This is a genomic window from Agrobacterium sp. 22094, assembly GCF_052046015.1.
GTDB lineage: Bacteria > Pseudomonadota > Alphaproteobacteria > Rhizobiales > Rhizobiaceae > Agrobacterium > Agrobacterium cavarae.
In genome coordinates this window covers 2,515,245-2,528,640 of the sequence record NZ_JBQEPX010000001.1, presented here as the reverse complement: position 1 = coordinate 2,528,640, position 13,396 = coordinate 2,515,245, and the positions used below count along the sequence as shown (strand labels likewise).

Annotated in this window: 12 protein-coding genes; 4 read left to right on the top strand and 8 right to left on the bottom strand. The window is 58.0% G+C overall.

Translation table 11 applies throughout. The features are described from left to right. The first annotated feature begins 19 nt into the window (after positions 1-19). The 3 genes from ACTJK5_RS12340 to pncB all read left to right on the top strand — a co-directional run bounded on the left by ACTJK5_RS12340 (position 20) and on the right by pncB (position 2,799). A complete protein-coding gene (locus tag ACTJK5_RS12340) occupies positions 20-877 on the top strand; it encodes a C40 family peptidase (RefSeq protein WP_440612522.1) in 858 nt (285 codons plus the stop codon). 84 nt (positions 878-961) lie between these two features. Further along, positions 962-1,330, top strand: a complete 369-nt coding sequence (locus ACTJK5_RS12335) for a hypothetical protein (RefSeq protein WP_440612521.1) — start codon at positions 962-964, stop codon at positions 1,328-1,330. 164 nt (positions 1,331-1,494) lie between these two features. Beyond that, the gene (gene pncB / locus ACTJK5_RS12330; protein ID WP_062443305.1) at positions 1,495-2,799 is read left to right on the top strand and encodes a nicotinate phosphoribosyltransferase; all 1,305 of its coding nucleotides are present in this window, start codon (positions 1,495-1,497) and stop codon (positions 2,797-2,799) included. Between the two features lie 73 nt (positions 2,800-2,872). Here the strand turns inward: pncB and ACTJK5_RS12325 are convergent, their stop codons facing one another. Further along, positions 2,873-4,270 (bottom strand): leucyl aminopeptidase family protein, encoded by a 1,398-nt coding sequence (locus ACTJK5_RS12325; protein ID WP_062599103.1) that lies wholly within the window; start codon positions 4,268-4,270, stop codon positions 2,873-2,875. A 243-nt stretch (positions 4,271-4,513) separates the two neighbouring features. Between ACTJK5_RS12325 and ACTJK5_RS12320 the strand changes: the two genes are divergently transcribed. Then, positions 4,514-5,230, top strand: coding sequence for a tetratricopeptide repeat protein (locus ACTJK5_RS12320; protein WP_440612607.1), 717 nt, complete (start codon positions 4,514-4,516; stop codon positions 5,228-5,230). 108 nt (positions 5,231-5,338) lie between these two features. On the opposite strand, the gene ACTJK5_RS12315 is transcribed toward ACTJK5_RS12320, so the two are convergent. The 7 genes from ACTJK5_RS12315 to cpaB are packed head-to-tail and all read right to left on the bottom strand — an operon-like array spanning position 5,339 to position 13,265. Then, the gene (locus ACTJK5_RS12315; protein ID WP_062443298.1) at positions 5,339-6,325 is read right to left on the bottom strand and encodes a type II secretion system F family protein; all 987 of its coding nucleotides are present in this window, start codon (positions 6,323-6,325) and stop codon (positions 5,339-5,341) included. A gap of 9 nt (positions 6,326-6,334) precedes the next feature. Next, the gene (locus ACTJK5_RS12310) at positions 6,335-7,339 is read right to left on the bottom strand and encodes a type II secretion system F family protein (protein WP_440612520.1); all 1,005 of its coding nucleotides are present in this window, start codon (positions 7,337-7,339) and stop codon (positions 6,335-6,337) included. Beyond that, positions 7,336-8,826, bottom strand: a complete 1,491-nt coding sequence (locus tag ACTJK5_RS12305) for a CpaF family protein (protein WP_440612519.1) — start codon at positions 8,824-8,826, stop codon at positions 7,336-7,338. The genes ACTJK5_RS12310 and ACTJK5_RS12305 overlap by 4 nt, the downstream gene beginning before the upstream one ends. Positions 8,827-8,868: 42 nt before the next feature. Then, a complete protein-coding gene (locus tag ACTJK5_RS12300) occupies positions 8,869-10,158 on the bottom strand; it encodes an AAA family ATPase (RefSeq protein WP_162741785.1) in 1,290 nt (429 codons plus the stop codon). Positions 10,159-10,192: 34 nt separating this feature from the next. Continuing rightward, positions 10,193-10,885 carry a CpaD family pilus assembly protein gene (locus ACTJK5_RS12295; RefSeq protein WP_112358212.1) on the bottom strand — a complete coding sequence of 231 codons (693 nt, stop codon included), beginning with the start codon at positions 10,883-10,885 and terminating at the stop codon, positions 10,193-10,195. After that, positions 10,882-12,462 carry a type II and III secretion system protein family protein gene (locus tag ACTJK5_RS12290; protein ID WP_440612518.1) on the bottom strand — a complete coding sequence of 527 codons (1,581 nt, stop codon included), beginning with the start codon at positions 12,460-12,462 and terminating at the stop codon, positions 10,882-10,884. The genes ACTJK5_RS12295 and ACTJK5_RS12290 overlap by 4 nt, the downstream gene beginning before the upstream one ends. Continuing rightward, the gene (cpaB, locus tag ACTJK5_RS12285) at positions 12,459-13,265 is read right to left on the bottom strand and encodes a Flp pilus assembly protein CpaB (protein ID WP_113178828.1); all 807 of its coding nucleotides are present in this window, start codon (positions 13,263-13,265) and stop codon (positions 12,459-12,461) included. The genes ACTJK5_RS12290 and cpaB overlap by 4 nt, the downstream gene beginning before the upstream one ends. Positions 13,266-13,396: the final 131 nt, after the last annotated feature.

Here is a 13,396-nt window from a genome sequence, read left to right as displayed (position 1 = left end):
GAAATAGGACCGGACGACCATGACATCCGCCGAAACGCTTGACCGTCGACTGAACGTCTTCCGCGCCGATATCGCAGATGTGAAACTTGAAGGCAGGGTCGAGGCACAGCGTTTCATCACTGGCGAACCCGCGCAAATCGCCCTTCCCGTCATCGGACTTCGCCCGAAGCCCGATATGGCTTCTGGCATCGATACCGAACTGCTGCTTGGCGAGGCCATCCGTGTTTTCGATAGCGCCGATGGCTGGGCTTTCGTGCAGGCCGAAGGCGATGGTTATGTCGGTTACGTTCCAGATACTGCGGTGGGCGCTGTGGAGGCGACAACCCATATCGTCATCGCTCCCCGCACTTTTCTCTATCCCGCCGCTGAACTGAGAAAGCCACCCGTTGCAGCCCTTTCCATGGGCAGCCGCCTGAAATTTATTGGGGAGGAGGAGACGCGCGGAACGCGATACCTGATGACGGCAAAAGGCGAGGGCGTAATTGCCGCCCATTGTCTGCCCGTCGACCAGCAGGTTTCAAACGACTACGTCGCAGTCGCGCTGCGCTTTCTGGAAACACCCTATCTCTGGGGCGGCCGCTCCGGCTTCGGCATCGATTGCTCCGGCCTCGTTCAGTTGTCGATGGCCATGACCGGCAAGTTTTCGCTGCGCGATACGGATATGCAGGTGAAGTCTCTCGGAACCGAAATCGAGCGCGACGCCTTGCGCCGCGGCGACCTCGTCTTCTGGAAAGGCCATGTGGGCATCTTGGAGGACGATAAGACGCTGCTGCACGCCAACGGCCATACGATGAATGTCGCACGCGAAAATCTGAACGAGGCCATTGAGCGGATTGGCTGGCTCTATGACAGGCCGACAGCCTATCGCCGTCCGTGAATGCTCACGAAAACGTTTTGAAAGGCATCCTGCGGATCACGCAGGCTCTGCTTATATGAACGTCATCTTGCATTGGGGTGCGATATGATGAGAAGCCTGAGACGTGTTCTTGCCGGTCTGACTGTGTGCCTTGTCGCCTGGGCAGTGCCTCAGGCAGGCATGGCCCAGATCGTTTACAAGGACGGTTATCTGCCTGCCCCCGACGCCTATGCCAATCTGCCTGGAGTGAAGGACCCGAAGACGCTGCAGCCGCAGGAGCGCTATCGCTGCCATTCGACGGTGGTTGAATCCAGCAACCCGAACGGCCCGTATCGCGATCTCTTTGGTAGCGATGGCCTGCCCGTTCAAGGCTATCGCTGTTCCGGCTCGTCAGGCACGTCCTTCTTCGGCACCAGAGTGCCGACATCGAAAGACTGGTATCCAGGCATCAATCCGCCCGCCACCGACTTCTAAAATTGCTTCGGCTTTCGCGCGTACCGTACCTGCATCAACCGGTCTGGACTTGCCATGCGCTTTTCAGATAAGTCTTTGACCCACAAGGTTCATGACCTTTAAAAATGCGCGGCGATGCCGGACATGCCTCATGCAAGGGTCTGGCGCGGGGGATAGCAGCAGCAATGACGAAGACAGACATAGCGACCCGTGTTCACAACCACACCTGGAAGCTCGATCCCATCATCCGCAGCCTGATCGACACGGATTTCTACAAGCTGTTGATGTTGCAGATGATCTGGAAGCTCTATCCGGACGTCAACGCGACTTTTTCACTGATCAATCGAACCAAGACGGTTCGGCTCGCAGAGGAAATCGACGAGGTCGAACTGCGCGAGCAGCTCGATCATGCGCGCAGTCTTCGACTGACGAAGAAGGAAAGCATCTGGCTTGCCGGTAACACCTTCTACGGGCGCTCGCAGATTTTCGAGCCCGAGTTTCTTTCCTGGCTCTCCAGTTATCAATTGCCCGAATATGAGCTCTTCAAGCGCGACGGCCAGTACGAGCTGAATTTCCATGGCCGCTGGATGGATACCACGCTATGGGAAATCCCGGCGCTCGCCATCGTCAATGAATTGCGTTCGAGAAGCGCCATGCGTTCGCTCGGCTATTTCACCCTCGACGTGCTTTATGCACGTGCAAAGGCCAAGATGTGGGCAAAGGTAGAGCGGTTGCGCGAACTTCCTGGCCTGCGCATCTCCGATTTCGGCACGCGCCGCCGCCACAGCTTTCTGTGGCAGCGCTGGTGCGTCGAAGCGCTGAAGGAAGGCATTGGCCCGGCCTTCACTGGAACGAGTAATGTATTGCTGGCGATGGATTCCGATCTCGAAGCCGTCGGCACCAATGCGCATGAACTGCCGATGGTGGTCGCCGCTCTGGCACAGAACGACGAGGACCTGGCGGCAGCACCCTATCAGGTGATGAAGGACTGGAACCGGCTCTATGGCGGCAATCTTTTGATCGTCCTGCCAGATGCCTTCGGCACCGCGGCCTTCCTGCGCAATGCGCCGGAATGGGTGGCCGATTGGACAGGTTTCAGACCGGATAGCGCGCCGCCGATCGAAGGCGGCGAAAAGATCATCGAGTGGTGGAAGAAGATGGGTCGCGACCCGAAGAAGAAGCTTCTCATCTTCTCCGACGGGCTGGATGTCGATGCCATTATCGACACCTATAAGCATTTCGAAGGCCGTGCGCGCATGAGCTTCGGCTGGGGCACCAACCTCACCAACGACTTTGCCGGCTGCGCGCCGAAAACCATCGAAGGCTTGAAGCCGATCTCGGTCGTCTGCAAGGTGAGCGATGCCAATGGCCGCCCCGCGGTCAAGCTTTCCGACAATCCGCAAAAGGCGACCGGCGAGGCAGACGAGGTGCAACGCTATCTGAAGTTCTTCGGCCAGGAAGACCGTAAGGACCAGAAGGTTCTGGTGTAAGCGCCTTCAAGAACGCAATCCCACCCGGCCCGGTCAGCCTCGCCTTGAGCGGCGAGGATGAAAATGCGTCCGCTTATTTATTCGCAAAGCTGCGGGAGATGTAGTGGAACAGAGCGCGGATCGCCTGTGCCTCGCCACCCACCGAAGTGTGCGGACGCTCGCTGAGCGACCATCCGTAGATATCGAAATGTACCCATTTCTTCGTGGCCGTGACGAAGCGCTTGAGGAAGAGTGCTGCGGTGATCGATCCGGCCATGCCGCCGGACGGCGCATTTGTAAGGTCGGCGGCGCGGGAGCGAATGTCCTTATCGTAACCCATATGAAGCGGTAGCCGCCACAGCGGATCGTCAGTATCGATGCTGGCCTCTGCGATGCTGTGCGCAAGGTCTTCATCATCCGTGTAGAAGGGCGGGACGTCAGGTCCGAGGGCGACGCGCGCAGCCCCCGTCAGTGTCGCCATGTCGATCATCAGGTCGGGCGCGTCCTCGTCGGCATAGGCCAGCGCATCGGCAAGAATCAGCCGACCCTCGGCATCGGTATTGTCGATCTGGACGGTCAGACCCTTGCGGCTCTTGTAGATATCACCAGGGCGGAAAGCATTGGCGGAGATGGAGTTTTCAACCGCCGGAACGAGGACGCGCAGATCGATGGGCAGCCGGGCATCCATGATCATTAGCGCGAGACCAAGCACATTAGCCGCGCCGCCCATATCCTTCTTCATCAGCGCCATGGAGGAGGAGGGTTTGATATCGAGCCCACCTGTGTCGAAGCAAACACCCTTGCCGACGAGCGTCAGGCGCGGATGACCTTTCTTGCCCCATGACATTTCCAGCAGGCGCGGCGCGCTGGCACTGGCGCGGCCAACCGCATGCACAAGCGGAAAGTTCTCCTTCAAGAGATCGTCGCCGGTGATGACGGAAACTTGCGCCTTGTAGTGGGCGGCCAGACTGCGAAAAGCGATCTCGAGTTCGTCCGGCCCCATGTCATTGGTAGGAACGTTGATCAGATCGCGCGCCAGGAAGACACCGGCCAGCACGCGCTTGATCTCCGCATCTTCGGCATCGCGGGGAATGAGAAGTTTCGGGCCTGTGCTTTTGGCGGCACGATATTTGTCGAAGCGATAGGCACCGAGACCGAAGCCGAGCGCCAGTCGATTGACAGTGAGCGGTGCCGTCTCGATATGCCAGTCGCCTTCGGGAAGCTCGCGTGCCAGTTTTCCGGCGATGAAAGGAAGCTCCGAAGGGTTGGTCCCGAGCCCAAGCAACGCGCCGCCCAGAGCGCCTTCCGCAGAAGGAATCAACAGGATGGCACCCGCTTCTGCTTTAAAGCCTGCCTTCTTCGCCCAGTCGAGAGCGATGGGATCGATGGCCCCTTGATCGATATGGGCGGGCGTAACCGCAAAAACGGGAAGTGTTTCCCCTGGCTTCGAACTGAAGGGAGTGGCGCGCTCGATGAATTGATAAGGGACCATTGTCTGCTTTCGTAAACGGCTGAGGCGGGCAAATTAACACTCTGTTAGGGTTAACAGATTATTGCTGGAGCGAAAGTTGCGTGGTGCACGCTGCTTCGATGAAATATCCGATCACAGGGCCGGGGCGATATCATGATTGCGATTTCCTCACATCATGCCAACAAGCGCATCCTCCTTCGGGGTGCCTGTGCCGCTGTTCTGGCGCTGAGCCTTGCAGCCTGCTCCACGAACCGTCCGGACCGCATGTCGACGGGATCGATTTCTCCTGCCGTCTCGCACTCCTATGATCAGATGAACATGGATCAGCTGCGTCAGGCGGAAGCCTCGGTTGGCGCATCCTACGCCCGCAATCCCAAGGATCGCAACACCGGGCTCAACTACGCCAACATCTTGATGATGACGGGCAAGAACGCACAGGCGCTTGCCGTCATGCAGCAAGTGGCGATCGCGTATCCAGCAGACCGTGAGGTTCTGGCGGCCTATGGCAAGTCACAGGCTGCCGCTGGCCAGCTCGAACAGGCGCTCAACACCATCCAGCGCGCGCAAACCCCCGATAGACCGGATTGGCGCCTCTATTCCGCGGAAGGTGCGGTTCTGGATCAGTTGGGCCGTTCGAACGAAGCCCGGACGAAGTATCGTCAGGCGCTTGACTTGAAACCCAACGATCCGAGCATCCTCTCAAATCTTGGAATGTCCTACGTTCTGCAAAACGATCCGCGCACCGCAGAGACCTATCTGCGCAATGCCGCCGGGCAGCCCGGTGCCGATAGCCGTATCCGCCAGAATCTGGCGTTGGTCGTAGGCCTTCAGGGACGTTTTGAGGAAGCGCAGAAGATCGCCACGCAGGAGCTCTCTCCTCAGCAGGCGCAGGCCAACCTCACCTATCTGCGCGGCATGCTGTCTCAGCAAAATGCATGGTCGCAGCTTTCCGACAAGAACAAGAAGACGGAAGTCCGTTAAGCACTTCTTCTTGTGGATTCCCTCAGCGACGGCGGAGCCGTGTGCCGCAGCATTGCGACCCATGATCATCGGTCTGGAACGGCACGGCTGGCGCTGTCGGCACCGTCATCAGAACGAGTCGGCAACGCGAATACCGGCGGGACCGAGAATCACTGCAACCAGCACCGGCAGGAAAAACAGGATCATCGGCACGGTGAGCTTGGGCGGCAAGGCCGCTGCCTTCTTCTCGGCCTCGTTCATGCGCTCGTCACGACCCTCTTGCGCCAGAACACGCAAAGCCTGGGAGAGCGGCGTACCGTAGCGTTCCGCCTGGATGAGCGCCTGAACGACGTTCTTCACGCCGTCCAACTGGGTGCGCAATCCAAGATTCTCCAGCGCGACGCGGCGATCCTGTAGAAAGGACAGCTCTGCCACCGTCAGCACCATTTCTTCCGCAAGTTCCGGAGACTGCTCCGTCATTTCATCTGCCACGCGGCGCATGGCGATTTCCATGGTGGTCCCGGATTCGACGCAGATGAGCATCAGATCCAGCGCATCCGGCCAACTCCGCTTGATCGACTTTTGTCGCTTGGTGATGCGGTTCGAGATATAGATATTCGGCGCGTAAAATCCGAGATAGCCGAACAACAGGACAGCCATGAGACGGACAAAAAAGCTGTAATTGGCAAGGTTGTTCAGGCCGTAGACCCAGAACGCTGCGAGAGTCAGAAAGATGAAGGGCAGAATGAAACGTGCCGCCAGAAACGTATTCAGCGCGTTTTGAGAGCGGAAACCTGCCGCCTTCAGCTTGTTCATCGTATTGGCATCCACCAGCGCCTCACGCAGGTTGAAGCGCTCCACGATCTTCGTGGCGGATTTACTCTGCGTGGCTCGAAGGCTTGCTTTGCCGGCCTTGGTCCCACCATCCGTCCGCTCACGTTCGCGCACGCGAATGCGCTCGCGTTCCGTCGATACCGCTTTCGTCCGCCGGTTGAGGTCCGCGCGGTTCAGATAGGGCATAGCCAATGTATAGACGGTGGAGAAAGCTGCAAAGGCAACAAGAGCACCGATGATCAAATGCAGGTTGAGAAGGCTGGACATGATATGATCAAACATGGAACGGCCTCAAATCTCGAAGTTGATCATGTTGCGCATGATGATGATGCCGATCGACATCCACACCGCAGAGCAGCCAAGAATGAGGTGCCCTCGCTGGTCGGTGAACAGCACCATCAGATAGTCTGGGGAGGTAAGATAGACCAGGAACGCTACGATGAAGGGCAGGGCTCCGATGATGACGGCAGAGGCCTTCGCCTCCATCGACAACGCGCTGACCTTGGCCTTCATCTTGCGCCGATCGCGCAGCACCTTTGAAAGGTTGCCGAGCGTTTCGGACAGATTGCCGCCGGCCTGTGCCTGCATTGCAATGACGATTCCGAAGAAACTCACCTCAGGCAGAGGCATTGTCAGAGTCATGCGCTCGATGGCTTCGGGTAGCGACATGCCGACCTGCTGGGAATCGACGACGCGTCTGAACTCCGTCTTCACCGGTTCCTGACCGTCGGAGGCGATGAGCCGTACCGCTTCGTTGAGTGGAAGGCCGGATCGGATCGAGCGGCACATCACGTCGAGCGCATTCGGAAACTCCTCGAGAAATTTGGCCTGACGACGTTTCACAAGAAACCGTAAAACCCAGCGGGGAGCACCGAGAACGCCAATAAAGCCGATGCCGAGCGCCACGAGAAGCGGCATGTCGTAAAGAAGAGCAACCAGTGCCGCGAACACAGAAAGACCGGCGCTGATGAGATAGAGTCTGGAAGGTGAGATCGACAGATTGGCCTGAAGAATGAGGCTCTTCACGCTTGCATTGTTGCGCTTTTTGGCCTTCTCGTTTTGTTTTTTCTCCAACTCTTTCAGCATGTCCTGCGTCGACTTGCGACGCTTGGTGGTTTCCTGAAGGCGGTCGCGCGCGGCTTTCATGTTGATGCGGTCTGTTTCGGCCGCCTTCACACGGTTGACGCGGGTCGCAGTTTTCTTCTCCGTTTCGATTTGCGGAAAAAGGAAAACATAGGCGAGCGATCCAGCCGAAATGGCGACGAGAACGATGAGAAGCAGCATTGTCATGGTCATTGGCTATTGCGCTCCATCGCCTCCAAGGCCGCAGCAAGACGCTGTTCCTCGTTGTAATAGCGAACCCGATCGTGGAAGTGCGGCTTGGTGATTCCGCTGGAAACGTGCCGTCCGATCAAGCGTCCGTTGGAGTCCTCCCCCTCGATCTCATATTTGAAGAGGTCCTGGGTGATGATTACATCACCTTCCATGCCGACGACTTCCGTCACCTGGGTAATGCGTCTGGAGCCGTCGCGAAGACGCGCGGCCTGGATGATGACATCAACGGATGAAGCGATGATTTCACGAACGGTTTTTGCCGGTAGCGTATAGCCGCCCATGGCAATCATCGATTCCATACGACTCAGGCACTCGCGGGGCGTATTGGCGTGGATGGTACCCATCGAGCCGTCGTGACCGGTATTCATGGCCTGCAGAAGGTCGAAGACCTCCGGTCCACGGACTTCGCCGACGATGATACGTTCAGGCCGCATACGCAGGCAGTTCTTGATGAGATCACGCATGGTGATCTCGCCTTCGCCTTCGATATTCGGCGGGCGGGTTTCAAGGCGTACGACGTGCGGCTGCTGAAGCTGAAGCTCGGCGGTGTCCTCGCAGGTGATCACGCGTTCATCGCGGTCGATATAACTCGTCAGGCAGTTGAGAAGGGTCGTCTTACCTGAGCCTGTGCCACCGGAGATGACGACATTGCAGCGGACGCGACCGATGATCTGCAGAAGGACAGCGCCCTCCGGCGTGATCGCGCCGAAACGCACCAACTGGTCAAGCGTCAGCTTGTCCTTCTTGAACTTACGGATCGTCAGCGCCGGCCCATCGATAGAGAGTGGCGGCGCGATCACGTTGACGCGCGAGCCATCCGGGAGGCGCGCATCGCATATTGGGCTTGATTCATCGACGCGGCGGCCCACCTGACTGACGATGCGTTGGCAGATCGAAAGCAGCTGGGCATTGTCGCGGAAGCGGATATCGGATTCGATCGTCTTGCCGTTGACTTCGATGAAGGTCTGCCCGGCACCATTGACCATTATGTCGGCAATGTCGTCACGCGCCAGAAGCGGCTCCAGCGGACCATAACCCAGGACGTCGTTGCAGATATCTTCCAGCAGTTCTTCCTGCTCGGAGATAGACATCGCGAAGTTTTTGATGGTGATGATATCGTTGACGATATCGCGGATTTCTTCGCGCGCGCTCTCCCCGTCGAGCTTTGAAAGCTGGGACAGATCGATGGTGTCGATCAAGGCGGAGAAGACCTGAGCCTTCGTCTGGTAATAGTCCTCGGTGCGCACACGCTTGCGGGCCTGGCTGCCTGTGTCCTTTTGAACCGCAGAAGGCTTAGGCGCCGGTGGCTGCATCACGATAGTCTGTGATGGACGGGGTTCCTCCATCACAGGAGGGGCGGTCATGACAGCCGCATGAGCAGGCGGCGATACCGACTGTCCAATGTTCCCGCTTCGCCCGAAGCCTTCGCCGCCACGTTTTCCAAACATCTCTTGTCTTCCGGTCTGTCGTCTCGTGGACCAATCCACGTTTTATTTGCGTTTCAGGATTTCCATGAACTTGCCGAGCCCCGGTCGTTTCGCTTTGCGGGCCGACGATCGGCCCGTAAGCACGTGCGAAAGCTGGGAGAAGGTTTCCGCAACCGGCGATTTGGCGTCTATCTCACTGATCATGCGCCCGCTGTTAGAGGCAGCACCGAAGAGCTGAACATCGAAGGGGATGATGGCAAGCGGCTCTATTTCCAGCGGCTCGAAGAAGTCGGTAGGATCGATCTCAGGACGCTTCGCCATACCCACCTGGTTCAGAACCAAATGCGGCGCCTTGTCGTTCGGTCGCAGCTTCTTCAATGCATCGAGAAGGTTCTTGGTGTTTCTTAGATTTGCCAGGTCCGGAACTGCGGTGATGACCACCTCATCGACCTCTGCCAAAACGGCCTGCGTCCAGTCCGACCAGATATGTGGTACGTCCAGCACCGCAACCGGTGCGCTGCGTTGCAGGAGTTCCAAAAGCGGCTGGAAGGCCGCTCTGTCGAAATCATATGCACGGTCGAGAAGCGATGGCGCGGCCAGAATGGACAGGTTTTCGGAACATTTGGTCAGCAGGCGATCAAGAAAAACCTCGTCAAGCCGATCCGGCGCGAAGACTGCCTCGGCTATTCCCTGTGCAGGGTCCTGATCGAAGTCGATATTGACCGTGCCGAAGGGCAGATCCAGGTCTGCAAGAATTGTTTCTGTCGAAAACAGGCTCGATATTCCGAAGGCACAATTATGCGCGATAGTGGAAGAGCCGACACCGCCCTTGGCACCGATGAAGGCGATGCTCCGCCCAAGCGGCTCAGCCTCAGGATCGACGAAGATTGCAGAGATTGACGCCATCAGGTCCGACGCTTTGATCGGTGCAACGAGGTACTCGGAAATGCCGTTGCGCATCAGGTCGCGGTAGAGCGCGATATCGTTGTGACGCCCGATGATGATGACGCGCGTCGATGGATCGCACACCTCCGCCAGTGGTGCGAGATCGGTCAGAAGCGTCGATGGATCGCGATGGGTTTCGAGGATGACGAGATTGGGTGTAGCCGTGGACGAAAACGTTCTCGCAGCCGCTTCGATCTCGCCATTGGTCACTCGCATGCTGACCTTGTTCATCCGCCGGTCGGCTGCCAGCCGCTCCATTGTCCGCTGCATAGCCTCGCTTTCACAGAAGGCGTGGATCGAGATGCGTGGCAAAGGACGCACACTCTCCAGCTCGCCCGGGCGGAGCGTCTCTTCGGCGACTGGCACATCTGCGTTATTGTGCCGAATATCGTAGTTCACCGGGTTCATATCAGATCCTGTCGCTCAAGCTGGGAGGCGCGTCTTAGTCGTTCGTGGTGGCTGTGTTCTTACCGGCGCGATACTTGCCGAGTACGACCGATCGCCGTTCAGCGTCGATCGGGCTCATGCCGCGGGGGCCGACGAGATCCATGGGGTTGGCGATCTGTGCCGCCAGATTGTTCTGGGAAGCGCAGCCGAAATTGTACCAATTCTTGTTGGACGAGGTGTTGCTGTTCAAGTCTTCGGGCCACTGGCCGCACTGACCCGTCATGGCGGTGACGGCGACATAGGAAAGCCGTATGGGCGCCGCATCGCCGTAGGGCGAAGCACCATAAGGAACCTCCGCAATCTTGCCTGCTGGAATGCCGGAAGATGTCAGGATCGATCGGATTTGACGCTTGATGATGGACGCGGACGCTGCATTGGCCGAGCCCGTGGGCACCTGCATTTGAACGATGCTCGTGGAACTCGCCACATAGTTCTGGACGAAGCCCTTCACATTTTCGGCCATAGCCCCGGGCAGCCTGTTGTCTGCCGGAGAGACTGGAATATCCAGAGAGTGCTGCGCTTCGGACAGGGTGATCGGGTGGCGCGTGCGATAGTCGTCTGGAATGGCGCCCGTCGTCTGTGGGTCGCGGGCACATCCCTGCAGGGCAGCGACCGCAGCGAGCACGCAGACGAGGTTAGAGAGGCGCAGATAAGAAACAGAATTCGTTATAGGGTGCGTTTTCGTCATTTGTAGATAAATCCTACCGAGCCCTGATATGGCTGTGCCTGAACCTGCTGCCTGTTGTTGCCGTAGACCTTGTTCACCCGGTTCATGAAAAACGTCGCTGAGTCGTTTTCCGGGCTGAAGTTGTCATCCGGTCGTGCGATCTGATTACGTGCCACGGGCCGAACGAGATAGGGCGTGGCGATGATGACGAGTTCGGTCTCGTTGCGAATGAAATCCTTGCTGCGGAACAGCGTGCCGAGAATTGGGACCTTGGACGCACCTGGGAGGCCTGACATAGCCTGGCGGACATTGTCCTGCACCAGACCGGCAATCACGATCGAGCCACCCGAGGGCAACTCAACACTTGTTGATGCTTCGCGTTTGCGGATCGACAGATAGGTGCTGCCAGGAACGCGGCTCGTGTTGCCGTTGCCTGAGACGACGTTGCCTTCATAGGTCGGCTCGGACACGTTTGTCTCGATTTTCAGGCTGATGCGGCCAGGAGACAGCACGACTGGCCGGAAATTCAACTCGATGCCATATTCCACCGTATCGGTCTGGCGCGTTACCGTCGGCACATTATTGTCGTCGAAAGTGACGTTCTGGACGCCTGCAAGACGGAAGTCGCCGCCGACATAGAACTTTGCCTGTTCGCCGGAAATCGCAGTCAGGCTCGGTTCGGCGAGCGTGCGCATGACGCCTGCCTGCTCCATGGCGTTGAAATAGCTGGACAGAGCGACCTTGCCGATGGCGCCTCCGATATTGCCGGAGCCCCCGATCGCCAGCGCGTTACCAAGGTTGGCTGGATTGGAGAACGAGACCGCTCCACCGAAGTCCGAGCCCGAGCCGCTGATGGAACCGTTGAAGCCAAGCTGCTTGAGAACCTGGCGACTGACTTCGGCGACTGTCACCTTCAAGGTCACCTGATCTTCGCCTTCGATCGTCAGCATATTGACGATAGACGACTTCTGGCGGTTTTCCGCAAAGATCGCCACGGCACCATCCCCGTTGCTTTCGCTGGTCGCCGTGATGTTGCGGGTCGTTGCTTCACCCCCCTGGAGGAAGGCTGTGGCAAGTTGCACTGCGCGTGCGGAATCCTGAGGGGTGCGGACGCTGCCCGAAAGAACAATGTTGTCCGATACGATCTCAACCCGGATATCCGAATCCGGAATGAAGCGGCGCAGATTGGCCTCAAGACCGGTGATATCGCGCTCGACCTCAAGATCAAGGCTGACGATCTCTTCGCCATGGGCACCGAAGATAAAGATGTTGGTCTGCCCGACCGACTTGCCGAAGAGATAGATACGCCGCGACGTGCGGGTTACCGCATCTGCCATGCTCGGATCGGCAACAAGAATATCATGGGCATCCTGCGGCAGATCCACGACGAGGGCCTTGTTCAGACCAAGCTTCACGCGCTTGCGCACGCCCGTGCCACTTTCAGAGATCCGAAGAATGCTGGCGCCCTGAGCCAGCGCTTCCATGGTGCCGATCCCAAAGTGGGATGCACCAGGAACGCCTGCAAAGCCTATGCTGAAGGCGATGCCCCCAATGAGCGTCGCCTTCAGGCCATGTAGGATCGAGTTTGTCTTGCTCATTGTGCGGCTCCCTCATTTTCTCGCACGATCGAGCCCGACTTGATGATTTGGATCGCCGGTCTGCCGGATGCGCCGCTGAGTAGATAATCTGCAGATGCTGTGTCGCTATCCTGCACATCCGCAACGGAGCGGAGCGACAAGGTCAGACGGTCTGCCATCTGGTGTGCGACGGTGATGATCTTTGCCTGCTCAGGCGTCAGCTCCAGGGTTGCGGTGGCACCAATGACGGACGGCGTACCGTCAGGCCCTTCCTTGATCTGCTGGTCGATCGCCAGAACGCGGACATTGTTGAGGACGTTTTCGGTCAAGAAGCCGCCGCCCTCATTTTTGCGCACCATGATGACGTCGACGCGGTCATTGGGAAGAACGAAGCCGCCGGCACCGGTGGCAACCGATATTTCGGTGGAAACAGCCCGCTTTCCGGCGGGCAAAAGCGACGACATGATGCGGGTGCTGGAATCGACGACCTTTTCGGAACGAAGCGGCTCGCCTTCGAAAAGCGGGAGGCGAACGATCGCTCCGGTCAGTTCGGCGATCGCATCAGGCCGTTTTTCCTCGGTGACATAACTGTCATTGACGCTGCCTTGCGGCCATCGCGCCCAGCGCACGGAACTTGCGTCGAGCCTGCTACCCACGGGCAAATTAACGGCCGAGACCAGAACGCTGACGGTCGGCTCTTTCTGGATAATGGCTTCTGCCTTCTCCACAACCGCTTGTGGCGCAGAAATCTGCATGGCCAGCAGGCCCGCAAGACCAGCAGCCACAACGGCAACGGAGAGGATAACGACACGTGAGGACTTCATGCTGGGCCTTTGGAGTAGAATCTCTACCCAGAAGATGGCCTGCCATTCGTGTAATTATGGTTAATAAGAAGTGATTGTTTTGGGTTAATCAGAAATTAATGTGCTGTATTAGCAAGTTTAAATGGGATTTT